Source organism: Brevundimonas sp. (assembly GCF_041911375.1).
Lineage (GTDB): Bacteria > Pseudomonadota > Alphaproteobacteria > Caulobacterales > Caulobacteraceae > Brevundimonas.
Window position 1 is genome coordinate 279,848 of record NZ_JAYRPA010000025.1, and the last position, 14,716, is coordinate 294,563.

Here is a 14,716-nt window from a genome sequence, read left to right on the forward strand (position 1 = left end):
GTATCGAAAAGGCCTAGGCCTCCGCCGCAGCCAAGCCTTCGGGAAGCCATGCCCCGCCTTCTGACCTACAATGTTCATCGCTGCGTCGGCACGGACAAGCGCCTGGACGTCGACCGCATCGTCGCCGTCATCGGCGAACACGAACCGGACATCGTCTGTCTTCAGGAACTGGACGTCGGCCGTTCGCGAACCGGCCATGTCGACCAGGCCCGGACCATCGCCGACAAGCTGGCCATGACCTCGCGCTTCCACCCCGCCATGCGGGTCGAGGCGGAACTGTACGGGGACGCCATCATGACGCCGCACCCGGAAAAGCTGATCCGGGCCGCGGCCCTTCCCAGCGTCGCGGGCATTCCGGGGCTGGAGCCGCGCGGCGCCATCTGGTCCGAGATCGAGATCGACGGTGCGACGCTGAACGTGCTGAACACCCACCTGGGTCTGGTGCCCCGCGAACAGCGGCTGCAGGCGGCGGCGCTGGCCGGCTCGGGCTGGCTGGGCGCCTGCGCGGGGCCGACGTTGCTTGCGGGCGACTTCAACGCCACCTCGATCACCCGCCCCTATCAGACGCTGGCGCGCAAGCTTCACGACTGCCAGCGTCAGCTGAAGCTCAGGCCCACGGTCAAGACCTTCCCGTCCGGCTTTCCCGCCATCCGCATCGACCATTGCTTCGTCAGTCCGGAGATCCGCGTGACCGACGTCAGGACCGCATTCTCTCCCCTGGCGCGGGTCGCCTCGGACCATCTGCCGCTGGTGATCGACTTCGAGATCGTTCAGCCCGGCGACTGACCGCCTTCCGACGCCGGGCGCGTCCGGCGCGAGCGGTCCAGGCGTTTCCAGGGTCGCCAGGCGTCGCTGGACGACGTCGGATCGCCCAGTTGCCACTCGGCGAACAGCCGCTGCATCCGGGTGGGCGGTTCCGCGCCCAGCGGCTTGAGGCGAGGGCTGGCGAAGCTGCAGATCGCGGCCCCCGTCGACCCCATGACCGCCTCGACGGCGGCGTACTCGTCGCCGCTGACGCCCAGCCAGTGGCCGATGGTCCTGTGCCGGTGCGCCTTCACCGCCGCGCGCCCGATCGCGTCCGTGGGCTCCGCGGCGATGTCGCACTCGGTGTCCAGCCCCATCGACCGGTTGTTCAGATTGGTCGATCCGATCCGCAGCAGCTTGTCGTCGATGATCGACACCTTGGCGTGAACGATGATCCGCTCGCCCTCCTGCGTCAGGGGCGCGAAGGCGAAGAAGCGGTTGTATTTGTCGGCCTGCTCCAACCGATGGAGGACCTCAGCGCGGGCGGTGTCCATCGTCAGGCTGTCGAACCAGCTGGGGCTCTTGCCGGTGGACACGACGATCACTTCGGGCCCGTCCACCTCGGCCAGTCGCGCGGCCAGGGCCGCAGCGATCACCGGCGAGGTGAAATACTGGTTCTCCATATAGATCAGCCGTCTTGCGCGCCGGATGGACTCCAGGTGAAGCGCCTCGTTCTCGCGCACCTCGTGACGGCCGGCCCATTGCGGCTCCGTCCGGGCGACGCCGACGGGTACGTCCGTCATCTGGACCGGCACGTCGTCCGGCCACGGATCCGTCGCGACCTCGTCCGGGATGGTCCGTTCCCAGGTCGCCTTGAACCAGCGCTCACGCGCCAGTTCGCCCAGGACGCGCGCCGCCGGACCGTCCAGGACAGCCATCACCTCGTGCCGCGCCTTGCAGATGACGCCGTTGGGCAGCGCCCGGCGCGGATCGCCGTCTAGGTGCTCCTCCGAATCCCAGCGATCGGTGGAGATGTCGCCGCCGCCGACAAAGGCCACCTTGTCGTCGATGACGATGACCTTCTGGTGGTGGCAGGCGCCGATGGGCCCCGGCGAATCCATCCGGAACTCGACCATCCGCTTGCGGAACCAGCGTTGCGCCCGGTGAGGATAGAAGCCCTGCGACGCGGCGATCAGCAGGGGCGACTTCCAGATCAGAAGCCGGATGTCGAGATCCGGCTTCTTCTTGACCAGCATGCGAAGCTGATGACCGATTTCGGCGGTCTTGTCGCCGGGCCGCGTCTCCGGGTCCAGGTGGGTGCGGGGATCGAACTGCCAGCCCAGCACCACGATCGAACGCTCGGCCTTGTGGAGAGCCGAGGACAGGGCGTCGAAATAGGCCTGGTTCTCCATCAGGATGGAGAACCGACTCGCCACGGCGCTGCGCCAGAGCCCCGGGCCGGGCTCAAGCAGACTGCCGTCATAGCGCTCGCCGTCGTGGATCATTCAGCCTGCCTGCCCGATTCGCGTGACACCGCGATGGGACCGCCCGATCTCTCCGTTCCATGCAGGTCACGCCCGGTCAATCTTTGCGCCTCGGGATTGTGACGTTCGCCGGATGAGCGCATAAACACCGCTGGCCTTCCACGTTCGGGGACGAAAGCAGGATGCAGGCGCTGGTCGAACTGATCGCCGGCCTTATCGCGATCCTGGCCGCTGCGGTTCTGTCGCAGTTCGGCGTCGACACCCATGCGCCTCAGACGCCCGATCGTGAAGTGCATCGCACCACGGACTGCAGGGCCGAGACGCCGTCCACGATCCTCGGCGAATCCGCGAAAGACTGCTGAACCTCGTCGACCGCCCGCTGACCGCTTGGATGGCGGGCGTTGAGTCGTTAGGGTCGCTCAGGCGCAAGTGACGGCGCCGCGTATGGATCGAGATCTACGCCTGATGAAGTCCCGCAATCGGCCGCCGCTTAAACTGACGAACGACGAGGGCGAAACGCCGGTAGAGGCCGTGGCCGCGCCGGATGAGGACAACATCGACCAGGATCCGGTCGAGGCCGCGCCCCCGCCTGCTGAGCCGGAGCGGCCCATGTCCGAGCGTCGCCGTCGGCGGCTGCTGGAAGAGCAGCGCCTGGCCCAGGCCCGGGCCGATGCGGCGCTGGCGGCGCCAGAGCCTGTGGAGATCGACATGCGCGACCGGAGCGTGGCCGAACTGGAACCGGAGCCCCTCCCCGAATCGACCGCGGCGGTCGAACTCGCGGTCGCCGGCGGAGGCCCGCCCTCCCCGTTCGAGCGATCGACGCCCCCCGCCACCCGTCCCGTCGAAATCCGCAAGACAGCCGCACCAGGTCGGCAGGCCTATTTCATCGCGGCCGCCGCGTCCGTCCTGTGGATCGGCGGCGTCGCGTCCTGGGCGGCCTATGAGTTCGGCATGGGCGGAGCGGCGCTGGATCCGCTGCGTCTGGCCATCTATGCGCTGATCGCCCTGGCCCCGGCCGGCATGGCCATCATGCTGGCCCATGCGGTCCGTCAGGGCGCGGGCCTGGCCTCGGAAACCCGGCGCGCACGTGAAATGGCGGAGGCGCTGGTCGCCCCCACGGCGCTGGCGGCCCAGCAGACCGGCGACGTGCTGCAATCGCTGCGATCCGACATCGACCAGGCCGCGCTGGCGGCCGAGCGGGCCCGCAACGACATGGCCCTGCTGCGCGAGGCCCTGGTTCAGGAGACGTCCCGGCTGAACGAAGCGGCGGAAACGGCGGGCCGCACCGCCCGGCGGCTGTCCGAACAGCTGGGCCGCGAGCGCGACCAGATGCAGACCCTTGGCCTGCATCTGGACACCCAGGCGGCGGGCGTCGTCGATGCGGTCGAACGCCAGTCGCGCATGGTCGCCGACGCCTCCGACCTGGCCCAGACCCAGCTTCGCGAAGCCGAGGCCGCCCTGGCCGCCCGCGCCGCCGACCTGGCCGCCGCAGCTGGCGAGGCCCAGGACGCCGCCCGTCTCGCCTCCGAGGACCTGGCCCGCCAGACGATCCGCCTGGAAAACGCCGGCTCCGGCGTCGCCGAGCAGATCCGTTCGGTCGAGGAAGGTCTGGGCCAGCAGCGCGCCGCGCTGGTCACGACGGCCTACGCCCTGCGAACCGACCAGGAGGACTTCTCGGCCCAGGTCGAAAGCCAGCGCGCGCAACTGATCGAGCACCTGTCCACCACGCGGACCGCGGCGGCGGATCTGGGGCAGGCCTCTCAGTCGTCGTTGGACACCCTGCGCGACCTGCTGGAAGCGTCGGGCGACCAGTTCCGCGCCCTGATCGAGATGTCCCAGCGCGAGGCCGACAACTTCGACGCCGCCACCAAGGTGTCCCTGGACCGGTTCGAGGCGCTGGCCGCCGAGGCGCGCGACACCCTGATGGAGGAGACGCGACGGGCGCTGGAGGCGCTGAAGGCCACCGCCGACCAATCCCGCGCTTCGGCCGACGACGCCGCCGCGCAGGCGCAGATCCGTATCGACCGCCTGGCCGAGACGCTGTTTCAGGCGGCGCACAAGACCGACCTCGCCGTCGATGCGCGTATCGAGGACGCACGCCGCCTCGTCGGTGAAAGCGCGGAGCTGGTGGATCAGGCCGGCGATCGCGTGGCCGACCGCCTCGAAATGCTGCTGGAGCGGCTGAACGGGGCGTTGAGTCAGGTGGACGAAGCCGTGGCGGACATCGAAGCCCGCGCCGCCCAACTGCCCGACGAGGCCCGCGCCCGTGTCGAATCGGTCCGCGCCAGCGTCGAGGAAGGCCTGGCGGCCCTCACCGCCGCGTCGCGCAAGGCGGCGGACGACACCGAGGCGCTGGACGCCGGGTTCCAGGACCGCGTTCGCCGCAACTACGACATGCTGACCGAGGCCGTCCGCCTGATGGGCGTGGTTTCGGGCGACGCCGGCGCTCGGCGTCGCGACCCCGTGGCGGAGCCCGAGCCCGAACGCCCGGTGCGCAGAACCGCGCCGCCCCCCGAACCCAAGCCCGAAGAGCGCGGCTTCGGCCTGCGGGGCCGGCTGCGTCTGGAGCCCGCCGAACCGCCTGCTCCGGTGCAGACGAACGACGGACTGGACTGGGCCGATCTGGTCGGCCCCGACGACGAGCCGCAGCCGCTCGAGCTCAGCGACGCCATCAATCCGGCGGACGCCCAGTTGCCGGACAGGCTGGCCGACGCGATTCGCCGCATGGGGGTCGATCCCAACGCGCTGCTGCCTCGAACGCGTGTCGACGAGGCCGCGCGCGCCTTTGGTCTCGGCGATCCGGCGGGCGCGCGACAGATCGTCCGGCGCGTGGCCCCGGCCGCCGTTCGAAGCGTCTCGCGCCGCGTTCTCAGCGACGGCGACCTGCGAGCGGACGCGGAACGCTACGTCCGGGCGTTCGGCCGCGACCTCTCCATCGCGGCGCGCGCCGGCGATATCGACGGCCTCAACGCCCGGCTGTCATCCGACGCCGGCCGCGCCTTCATGCTGCTGGACGCGGCGGTGGGCGACCTTGGCTGAATCCGGCCGTCTCCGCCGCTTGACGTCACAGGGGACTTGCCCCCTTCATGTCCCTGTCACAGCTCTGTCACGGTAAGAAGACGCGCACGCATGGTCGAAGAGTCCTCCGGTCAGGATCGGCGCCCCGGCATCGCGATCTGCGCGTATGAGACGGACGATCCCGTCTGGGATTTCGTCGAGGACCTGTCCGGCCGTCTGTGGAATCCGCCCGGCGCGCGCACGGTCGCCGTGCCCGCCGACGAACCGGACGCGCTGGCTCAATCCCTGGCAGACTGCCTGCGCCGCAACGACTGCCAGGCGCTGCTGCTTGTGGGCCGGTCGTCGCGCGCGCCGGTGTTCCGCGTGCAGATGCGCGCCGAGGGTCGGACGCCGGGCGAGGGTCGCCGCCTCAGCCGTACGGGCCCCAGCATCGCGCGCTCGACGGCGCCAGTGGCGGACATGGTGCGCGCCCTTCACGAAGCGGGTCTGAAAGCGGACGCCTCTTCCGACGCCGAGGACGACGTGGGGTCCTATCTGCTCTACCGCCTGCTGTCCGAACTTCCCGACAGCCCCGACGCCCCGGCGATCGGGCTTCTGCGCACGCCGCTGCCGGCGGACGAAGCCGTCGTCAGCAAGGGCGTGAAGGCGGCGGCCTCCGCCATGGCCCGCCGGTTGTCGCCGCTGCCGCGCGCCGCCGTCTGAACCCGTTCCAGGCCGCGAGCGAGCGCTAGGGGCTGCCCGAGGCGCTGGCGTTCGACGCCTGGAGAACGGGCGCGGCCGGCTCCTCGAAGTAGCGATCAATGCCCTGGGCCACGGCGCGCATCATGCGCCGACGCGCGCGCTCGTCGGTCAGCACGCCCTCGTCGTCGGGATTGGTGATGAAGCCCATCTCGAGCAGGACCGCAGGCACGTCCGGCGCCAGCAGGACCGCAAGCCCTGCGTCCCGATGGCTTCGACGCAGCAAGGGATGCTCGGCCGCCTCCAGATGGGTCAGCAGCACCCGGGCGAACTGGGCCGAGCGATTCTGGGTGGCCCGCTGGGTCATGTCCAGAAGGATCCGGTCCACCGACGGATCGCGACCGGGCAGGTGAAGGTCGCGGTGCCAATTGTCGCCGCGGGTGAACTCGCGCACCGCGCGTCCGGCGCCCTGCTCGGACAGGGTGTAGACGCTGGCCCCCCGCAGGGCGGGATCTGCGCCGGCGTCGGCGTGAAGCGAAATGAACAGATCCGCGTCGGCCTGACGGGCGATGGAGACGCGACGGTACAGGTCGACATAGGCGTCGTCGTCGCGGGTCAGGCGGACCCGGTAGCGTCCGGTGCGCTCGAGCTCGGCCTTGAGCTGGCGGGCGGCGGCCAGGGTAACGGCCTTCTCCTGCGTGCGCGCGCCGCTGGCGCCGGGGTCGCGTCCGCCGTGGCCGGCGTCGATCACGATCAGCGGCTTCTGCGCCGGACGCGGCGCCGTCGGGCGCGATGCGGCCCGTGCGGACCGCGTCGTCGCCGCGCCCGTCGCCTTCAGATCAATGACGTATCGATAGTGGCCGACGCCGTCGCCGGGCGGCAGCAGGAACCGCCGCTCGATGGCGCTGCCCCGCGCCAGGTCGAGCTCCACGTTGGACGAGCCCCCTGACGCGGCGACCCGATAGGCCCGAACGAGACCGGCTCCGTCCCCGCGAACGCCCTGGCCGGGGGCCACGCCGCTCAGCGACAGGATCAGCCGGCCGGTCGAACCGTCCTCGACCACCCGGCCGCTGGCGGAGCGTTCAAGGTCGATGACGACGCGCGTGCGGTCCCCGTCGGCGCCGAATCTCAGACCCAGCACATCGCTCGCCGCGCCCCAGGCGAAGCCGCGCGAGGCCGCCATCACGACGACGCAGACGACAGCAAACGCCAGCAGGGTCATCCCCCACTCCCGCGCGCGCCAACGGCCCAGACTGAAAACCATACGCCCGTACATTCCGACGGTTATCCATCACCTTCGCCCCATCATGGCGCCGGCGCGTGTGCGAGGGGTTAAAGCCGGACCGCTTTTAATTCTCGCCCGGTGTGACTATGCTTTAGTCCGCTCGCGAACCGATCGCGCCGTTTCGCCCTGGCGACATCCGGCGCGCCCTCCTCGCGGCGTTGACTTTCACCAATCCGAGAGCCGGCCGGCATCGCCGACGGCTTGAAGAACGGACCAGGGTCGCCGCCTTCCGCATCTGCGGTCATGGCGCGCCCGGTTCAGGACCGACGATCTTCATGGGCCTTTCCGCCTGCGCTCCCAACCGGCTTGACCAAGCCAGCGTCGCCTTTGGCGGCGGGATGTCGCGCGCCTCGGCCCTCACCCCTATTCGGCGAGCCGCCGCAGCCCTGCCCGAAATCTCGGCAGGCCCGGCCAGAGCGCGCCAGAGAGAGACTTTCCATGTCAAAGACGATGCTGATCGATGCGGCGCACGCGGAAGAAACCCGCGTCGCCATCGTGGACGGACGGCAGGTTGAGGAATTCGATTTCGAATCCCGCGCTAAGCGTCAGCTCCGCGGCAACATCTATCTCGCCAAGGTCACCCGCGTAGAGCCCAGCCTGCAGGCCGCCTTCGTCGAATACGGCGGCAACCGCCACGGCTTCCTCGCCTTCAACGAGATCCACCCGGACTATTACCAGATCCCCGTCGCCGATCGTGAGGCCATCATGGCCGAGGCGCACGACGACGAGGACGAGGACGACTTGGGTCGCGAATCCACCGACGACGAGGCCGATCCCGAAGCCGCCCTGGCCGAGGAGGAGCGGCTGAAGCGCCGCCTGATGCGCCGCTACAAGATCCAGGACGTCATCAAGCGTCGCCAGATCCTGCTGGTGCAGGTCGTCAAGGACGAACGCGGCGCCAAGGGCGCGGCCCTGACCACCTGGCTGTCGCTGGCCGGCCGCTACTGCGTGCTGATGCCCAACACCGGCAAGGGCGGCGGCATCTCGCGCAAGATCACCAACACGTCGGATCGTCGCCGCCTGAAGAGCGCCGTCGCGTCCCTGGAAGTGCCCAAGGGCATGGGCCTGATCATCCGCACGGCTGGGGCCAAGCGGACTAAGGCCGAGATCAAGCGCGACTACAAGTATCTGCTGCGCCTGTGGGAGACGATCCGCGAGACCACGCTCGCCTCGCACGCCCCGTCGATGATCTACGAGGAAGAGAACCTCGTGCGCCGCGCCGTGCGCGACATGTTTGACAAGGATTTCGACGGCATCCAGGTCGAGGGCGTCGATGGCTTCAAGGAAGCGCGCGACTTCATGCGCGTCCTGATGCCGGCCCAGGCCAAGAAGGTTCACCTGTATCGCGGCTCGCGGCCCCTGTTCGCCGCCAACGGCATCGAGGAACTGCTGACGCAGATCCATCAGCCGGTCGTGCCGCTGAAGTCCGGCGGCTATTTGGTCATCAACCAGACCGAGGCGCTGGTGGCCATCGACGTCAACTCCGGCCGCGCCACCAAGGAACGCAACGTCGAGCAGACCGCGTTCAAGACCAACATGGAAGCCGCCGTCGAGGCCGCCCGCCAGCTGCGTCTGCGCGACCTCGCCGGCCTGGTCGTCATCGACTTCATCGACATGGACGAGGGCAAGAACAATCGCGCCGTCGAAAAGGCGTTGAAGGACGCCTTGTCGGCTGACCGCGCCCGCATCCAGATGGGCCGCATCTCGCCCTTCGGCCTGATGGAGATCAGCCGCCAGCGCCGTCGTCTGGGCGTGATCGAGGGCGCCACCGAGGCTTGCCCCCACTGCCAGGGCTCGGGCCGCATCCGCTCGGCCGAATCCGCCGCCCTGATGACCCTGCGCGCTGTCGACATCGAGGCCGGCAAGAACGGCGCCGGCGTGGTGGTGCTGAAGGTCTGCACCGCCGTCGGCCTGTACATCCTGAACCACAAGCGCGCCTATCTGCAGGCGCTGCTGGAACGGCGCGGCCTGAACGTCATCGTCCAGATCGACGACAGCCTGGCGCAGGGCGAACACAACATCGAACGGACCGAGACGAACGAGGACTTCGTCGCGCCCGAGATCGAACTGCCCAATCTCGATGACGACTTCGACGCCTCGGCCTTCGAGGACGAGGATGAGGACGGCGACGACGAGGAAATCATCGGCGACGACGAGGACGACGAGGACGAGGATGCGCTGGACCGCGAGGACAGCGACGACGACGAGCCGCGTGAACGCGCCGAACGTCACGACCTCGGCGGCCGCGGCCGCAACCGCCGTCGTCGCCGCGGCGGACGTCGCGACGACGACGGCGACGCGCCCGTCGTCTCGGTCGAGGACGCCTCGGACGACGAGGAAGACGAGAACGGCCGTCGCCGGCGTCGGGGCCGCCGTGGCGGTCGCCGCGCCCGCGAGGACGGCGAACGCGACGTCTATACCTGGGTGCGCGGCCGCACGCCGTCGCTGGAAGATCCCTACGTCTGGTTCGACCCTCTGAATCCGGGTCGCCCGGAGCCGCGCTCGGAAGCCAAGGCCGAGCGTGTCCACGCGGACAACGAGGTCGCCGGCCTGGACGTGGTGTCGGCCTCAGGCGCCGGTGAGGAAGGCGGCCGTCGTCGCCGTCGTCGTCGCGGCCGGGGTCGCGGCCAGGATCAGGCCCAGGATCTGGTCCACGAAATCAAGGTCGAGAACCGGGCCACCAACGAAGGCATGCCGCCGGACGGCTCGCCCCAGACGCCGATGGCGGTCACCGCTTCTGCGGAAGCCGGCGAGCCCGACACGCCCGCCATTGCGCCCGAGCCCAAGCGTCGCCGCGTCCGTCGCAAGCCGGCCTGGGTCGAGACCGCAGGCGAAGCGTCCTTGGACGCTCATGTCGAGCCTCACCCCGACACGGCCATCGAACCCAATGAGGCGACGGTTGAGGGCGAGCCCGCGAGCCTGGACGTCACGCCGCAAGAGGCCCTGGCCGCAGAGCCGGTCGAGGCCGCGCCGGCCGAGGCGCCCAAGCCGACCGTTCTGTCCGAGCCCTTCGTCGCGCCGAAGCCCGAGATCGATGTCGAGGCCATCATCGCCGAGGATCCGAACCAGATCGTCGCGCCCCCCGAAAAGCCCAAGCGGGGGTGGTGGCGCCGCTGATCGGTCACGATTAGACTGTCAGGATGCAGGCGGGGGCCGGTCGCTATTGGAGCATGCCATGAGTTGGCTTCCCCGATCCGCATCCCGCATCCTGGCGGCGACGGCGGCGGGCCTTGCGGCCCTCGCCTTCGCCGGCCAGGCGAGCGCCCAGAGCCTGATCCGGGACACCGAGGTCGAGGGCATCATCCGCGAATGGGCCGACCCGGTCTTCGTCTCCATGGGGCTGAACCCCAGCGACGTCGAAGTGCTGCTGGTCAACGACAATGAGCTGAACGCCTTCGCCACGCGCGGGCGGATCATGGGCGTCAACACCGGCCTGATCCTGCGCACCAAGAACCCCGGCGAACTGCTGGGCGTGATGGCGCACGAGGCGGGCCACATCAAGAACCGCCATACGCTGCGCGACGGCGCCCAGAACGCCGGACGCCAGCCCATGATCATGACCATGGCGCTGGGCGCGCTGGCCATCGCCGCCGGCGCGCCGGACGCGGGGGCCGTGCTGCTGGGCTCCAGCGGCTACTTCGGCACGCTGGGCGCCTTGCATTACATGCAGAGCCAGGAGGGCGAGGCCGACCTGACCGGGGCGCGGGCGCTGGAAGGCGCAGGACTGTCGGGCAAGGGTCTGGTCGACTTCTTCGAGAACTTCCGCTCGCAGGAGGTGTTCTCGGATGCGCGGCGCTATCCCTATTTCCGCAGCCACCCGCTGTCCTCGCAGCGGATCGAATCGATGCGGCGCTATGTCGAGGAGCAGCCCCACTACGGCGTGCGGGACACGCCCGAGCGCATGGCGCAGCACGCGCTGATCCTGGCCAAGATCCACGCCTTCATGGATCCGCCGGCCACGACGCTGCGGTCCTATCCGTCCAGCGACACCTCCCTGCCGGGCCGCTACGCCCGGGCCATCGCCTGGTACCGCAACGGGCAGACCGAGCAGGCGTTGACGGCCGTGGACGCCCTCATCGCCGGCGACCCCGACAATCCCTATTTCGCCGAACTGAAGGGCCAGATCCTTTTCGAGGAGGGGCGCGCGGCCGAGGCGGTCGTCGCCCATCGCGAGGCCGTCCGGCTGATGCCCGAGGCGCCCCTGCTGCGCATCAACCTGGCCCACGCCCTGATCGAGACCAACGACAAGGCCAATCTGGAAGAGGCGATCTCCAACCTGAAGTACGCCTCCGTGGCCGAGAGCGACAACACCATGGCCTGGCGACTGCTGTCCCAGGCCTACGCCTCCGAAGGCAAGGAGGGCGAAGCGCGGCTGGCGTCGGCGGAATACTATTTCGCCGCCGGGCGCGAGGATCAGGCGACGCAGTTCGCCCTGCGCGCTCGCAGCATGCTGGATCCCGGCTCAATCGAATGGCGGCGTGCGGTGGACATCGTCCTGGCGTCCGGCGCGACGCCCGAGGACATCCAGGACCTTGACCGCCGCGAGGCGGCGCGGCGCCCGACGACGCTGAACTGATTTCCGACTTCCCTCCCCCTGGATGAAACTGGCCTCATGACCGATCCCGTTCCCGCGCCCGAAACCCCGGCCCCGAAGACGCCTTGGCTGACCGGCGGCCGCGCCGGCTATCTGGCGTTGGGCGTGTCGGTCGTGGCGCTGGGCCTGGCGGCGGCGCCGTGGTTCACCGGCGGCAATGTCCGCAGCTATCTGCTGAACCATCCGGAGGTGCTGCAGGAGGCCAGCCAGGCCCTTCAGGACAAGGAGGCGCAGGCGCGCGTCGATGTGATCAACGACCTGGCCCAGGCCAACGCCGGCCTGTTGAAACCCGACCCCCGCGATCCGGCGTTCGGTCCGGCCGACGCCAAGGTGACGGTGGTCGAATTCTTCGACTTCCGCTGCCCCGGCTGCAAGGCGGTGGCGCACGACTACCGCGCCCTGATGGCCGCCCACCCCGAGGTCCGTTTCGTGTTCAAGGACTGGCCGATTCTGGACCGGGGCGAGGACGTCACGTCCCAATACGCGGCGCGCGCGGCCCTGGCGGCGCACCAGCAGGGCAAGTATCTGGCCGTCTACGACGCCCTGATGACCGAGCCGGCGCTGACGCCCGAGACCGTCGACCGGATCCTGGCCGAGAACGGCGTGGACGTCGCGCGGGCCAAGGCGGCGATCTCGGCGATCGACACCACGCGCCACATCGCCGACATCCACACCACGGCGGCGGCGCTGCAACTGCAGGGCACCCCGACCTTCTTCGTCAACGGCCGCGCCAGCCCCAGCATCGACCCCGCCGAAATCGGCCGTCTGATCGAGGCGGCGAAGCGGTAGGCGCGGTCCCTGGTCTGGCGCTGTCGCGTCAGATCAGGCCGGCAAGAGGCGACGAGGCGCTGGCGTACATCCGCTTCGGCATCCGGCCGGCCAGATAGGCGTCGCGGCCGGCGATGACCGCGTGCTTCATGGCGCGCGCCATGCGGATCGGGTCCTTGGCCCCGGCGATGGCGGTGTTCATCAGCACGGCGTCGCAGCCCAGCTCCATCGCCCGCGTGGCGTCGGAGGCCGTGCCCACGCCGGCGTCGACCAGCACCGGGACCTTGGCCTGTTCCACGATCAGGCGCACGTTGACCTCGTTCTGGATGCCCAGGCCCGAGCCGATCGGGGCGGCGGCGGGCATGATGGCGGCGGCGCCGGCGTCTTCCAGCCGCTTGGCCATGACCACGTCGTCGGTGCAGTAGACCATGACGTCGAAGCCGTCCTTGATCAGCAGGTCCAGGGCCCGCAGCGTCTCGATCATGTCCGGATAGAGGTGGGCGCTGTCGGACAGCACCTCCAGCTTGACCAGGCTCCATCCCCCCGCCTCGCGCGCCAGTCGCAGGGTGCGCACCGCGTCCTCGCCGGTGAAGCATCCCGCGGTGTTTGGCAGGAAGGTGAAGCGGTCGGGCTTCACATAGTCCACCAGCATGGGCTGGTTCGGATCGGTCAGGTTCACCCGGCGCACGGCCACGGTCACGATCTCGGCCCCCGCGGCCTCGGCGGCGGCGGCGTTCTGGGCGTAGTCGGCGTATTTGCCGGTGCCGACGATCAGGCGCGACGAGAAGGTGCGGCCGGCGACGGTCCAGGTTTCGGAAGGGGGGGCGATGTCGGTCATGGACGCTGACCTAGTCCTCCGACGCCCAATGGGAAAGGTCGGATCGATCACGCCACGTTGCGAAGGCCAATCAGCCGCCGCCGACGAACTGGACCAGTTCGATGCGATCCCCGTCGCTGACCGGCGTCGTGGCGTGCAGGGTTTTCGGCACGATCTCCAGATTGCGCTCGACCGCCACCTTGCGGGGATCAAGCGACAGCTCCTCGACAAGGGCCAGAATGGTGGCGGCCGAGACCTGGCGCGGTTCTCCGTTCAGCTGAATCTGGTGCAAGGCGGGGCTCCGGGCGATCGGCGGGATCCCCGGGACATAGAGGGCGGCGACGCGCTTCGCCAGTCGATCAGCCGACTTCGAACAACAGTCCGACCGCCGTCGCCGCCAGCGCGGCCAAGACCGCGACGCCGACGCGAAGGACAATTCGGGCCTCCCTGCCCATGGCGATCACTCCCTGGGTCGCTGTCCCGTAGCGGGACCGCCAGGAGAGGGCTGCGAGATCCGCGCCGGTGACGCCGGGTCAAGTTTGCGCGCGACAGCGTTTGACCCCGGCGGCGGCTCCGGTAAAAGGCCCCTCTTGCGTCGCTGAAAGGCCGCCGATTCCGGAGCCCATGCCCGAAACGCCCGTCATCCACGTGCTGAACGGTCCCAACCTGAACCTGCTCGGGGTTCGGGAGCCGGAGATCTATGGCCGCGACACCCTGGCGGACATCGAACAGCGCTGCGTGACGGCGGCCGCGGCGATCGACGCCGACGCGACCGTGGTGTTCCGCCAATCCAACCACGAGGGCGTGCTGGTCGACTGGATTCAGGAGGCGCGCGAGGCGGCGTCGGCCCTGATCATCAATCCGGCGGCCTATGGCCACACCTCGGTGGCGCTGCACGACGCGCTCAAGACGCTGTCGATCCCCGTGATCGAACTGCATCTGTCCAATCCGGCGACGCGCGAGGCGTTTCGCCACCACTCCCATGTGTCGTCTGTGGCGACCGGCGTCATCGCCGGCTTCGGCGCGGCCGGCTATGAACTGGCCGTCCAGGCCGCTCTCACGAAGATCCGGGAACGCGCCTGAGCGCGCCCCGTTCGAGAACAAGACGAAAGACAAGGCGCAATCCCAATGGCCGATGACAAGAAACACGCCGAGATCGACGCGAGCCTGGTTCGCCAGCTGGCCGACATTCTGAACGAAACCGATCTGACCGAGGTCGAGGTGGAGCGCGGCGACCTGCGCATCCGCGTCGCGCGCGAGGTGACGGTCAACGCCGCGCCGGTCCAGTACGCCGCCGCGCCCGCGCCGGCCGCCGCCCCGGCCGCCCC

At 69.6% G+C, this 14,716-nt stretch carries 12 protein-coding genes and 1 pseudogene; 9 read left to right on the forward strand and 4 right to left on the reverse strand.

All coding sequences use genetic code 11. From position 1 onward, the window contains the following. Positions 1-48: 48 nt before the first annotated feature. Positions 49-786 (forward strand): endonuclease/exonuclease/phosphatase family protein, encoded by a 738-nt coding sequence (locus ACE3PU_RS06450; RefSeq protein ID WP_374387845.1) that lies wholly within the window; start codon positions 49-51, stop codon positions 784-786. Here ACE3PU_RS06450 and ACE3PU_RS06455 read toward each other — a convergent pair. Further along, positions 771-2,249: a phospholipase D-like domain-containing protein gene (locus ACE3PU_RS06455; protein WP_374387847.1), complete on the reverse strand. Its 1,479-nt coding sequence runs from the start codon at positions 2,247-2,249 to the stop codon at positions 771-773. The two genes, ACE3PU_RS06450 and ACE3PU_RS06455, sit on opposite strands and share 16 nt — an antisense overlap. Positions 2,250-2,410: 161 nt before the next feature. Here ACE3PU_RS06455 and ACE3PU_RS06460 point away from each other — a divergent pair, with 161 nt between their 5' ends. The 3 genes from ACE3PU_RS06460 to ACE3PU_RS06470 all read left to right on the forward strand — a co-directional run bounded on the left by ACE3PU_RS06460 (position 2,411) and on the right by ACE3PU_RS06470 (position 5,948). After that, the gene (locus tag ACE3PU_RS06460; RefSeq protein ID WP_374387849.1) at positions 2,411-2,590 is read left to right on the forward strand and encodes a hypothetical protein; all 180 of its coding nucleotides are present in this window, start codon (positions 2,411-2,413) and stop codon (positions 2,588-2,590) included. A gap of 103 nt (positions 2,591-2,693) precedes the next feature. Then, on the forward strand, positions 2,694-5,267 hold the full coding sequence (locus ACE3PU_RS06465; RefSeq protein ID WP_374387851.1) for a tipN: 2,574 nt from the start codon (positions 2,694-2,696) through the stop codon (positions 5,265-5,267). A 90-nt stretch (positions 5,268-5,357) separates the two neighbouring features. Beyond that, the gene (locus ACE3PU_RS06470) at positions 5,358-5,948 is read left to right on the forward strand and encodes a hypothetical protein (protein ID WP_374387853.1); all 591 of its coding nucleotides are present in this window, start codon (positions 5,358-5,360) and stop codon (positions 5,946-5,948) included. Between the two features lie 25 nt (positions 5,949-5,973). Here the strand turns inward: ACE3PU_RS06470 and ACE3PU_RS06475 are convergent, their stop codons facing one another. Then, positions 5,974-7,146 (reverse strand): N-acetylmuramoyl-L-alanine amidase, encoded by a 1,173-nt coding sequence (locus tag ACE3PU_RS06475; RefSeq protein ID WP_374387855.1) that lies wholly within the window; start codon positions 7,144-7,146, stop codon positions 5,974-5,976. Between the two features lie 501 nt (positions 7,147-7,647). On the opposite strand from ACE3PU_RS06475, the gene ACE3PU_RS06480 reads away from it, so the two are divergent. From ACE3PU_RS06480 to ACE3PU_RS06490, 3 genes are read left to right on the forward strand one after another with little or no spacing between them, the layout of a single operon-like run. After that, positions 7,648-10,326, forward strand: coding sequence for a ribonuclease E/G (locus ACE3PU_RS06480; RefSeq protein ID WP_374387857.1), 2,679 nt, complete (start codon positions 7,648-7,650; stop codon positions 10,324-10,326). A 58-nt stretch (positions 10,327-10,384) separates the two neighbouring features. Continuing rightward, positions 10,385-11,785 carry a M48 family metalloprotease gene (locus ACE3PU_RS06485; protein WP_374387859.1) on the forward strand — a complete coding sequence of 467 codons (1,401 nt, stop codon included), beginning with the start codon at positions 10,385-10,387 and terminating at the stop codon, positions 11,783-11,785. Between the two features lie 36 nt (positions 11,786-11,821). Beyond that, the gene (locus ACE3PU_RS06490) at positions 11,822-12,592 is read left to right on the forward strand and encodes a thioredoxin domain-containing protein (RefSeq protein ID WP_374387861.1); all 771 of its coding nucleotides are present in this window, start codon (positions 11,822-11,824) and stop codon (positions 12,590-12,592) included. A gap of 28 nt (positions 12,593-12,620) precedes the next feature. Here the strand turns inward: ACE3PU_RS06490 and ACE3PU_RS06495 are convergent, their stop codons facing one another. Further along, positions 12,621-13,409 carry a HisA/HisF-related TIM barrel protein gene (locus ACE3PU_RS06495; RefSeq protein ID WP_374387863.1) on the reverse strand — a complete coding sequence of 263 codons (789 nt, stop codon included), beginning with the start codon at positions 13,407-13,409 and terminating at the stop codon, positions 12,621-12,623. A gap of 70 nt (positions 13,410-13,479) precedes the next feature. After that, positions 13,480-13,680, reverse strand: a complete 201-nt coding sequence (gene thiS / locus ACE3PU_RS06500; RefSeq protein WP_374387866.1) for a sulfur carrier protein ThiS — start codon at positions 13,678-13,680, stop codon at positions 13,480-13,482. Between the two features lie 332 nt (positions 13,681-14,012). On the opposite strand from thiS, the gene aroQ reads away from it, so the two are divergent. Together aroQ and ACE3PU_RS06510 are read left to right on the forward strand one after the other, a co-directional pair. Next, the gene (gene aroQ / locus ACE3PU_RS06505; RefSeq protein WP_374387868.1) at positions 14,013-14,471 is read left to right on the forward strand and encodes a type II 3-dehydroquinate dehydratase; all 459 of its coding nucleotides are present in this window, start codon (positions 14,013-14,015) and stop codon (positions 14,469-14,471) included. A gap of 45 nt (positions 14,472-14,516) precedes the next feature. Continuing rightward, positions 14,517-14,716, forward strand: a pseudogene (locus ACE3PU_RS06510) (acetyl-CoA carboxylase, biotin carboxyl carrier protein); the annotation flags it as partial.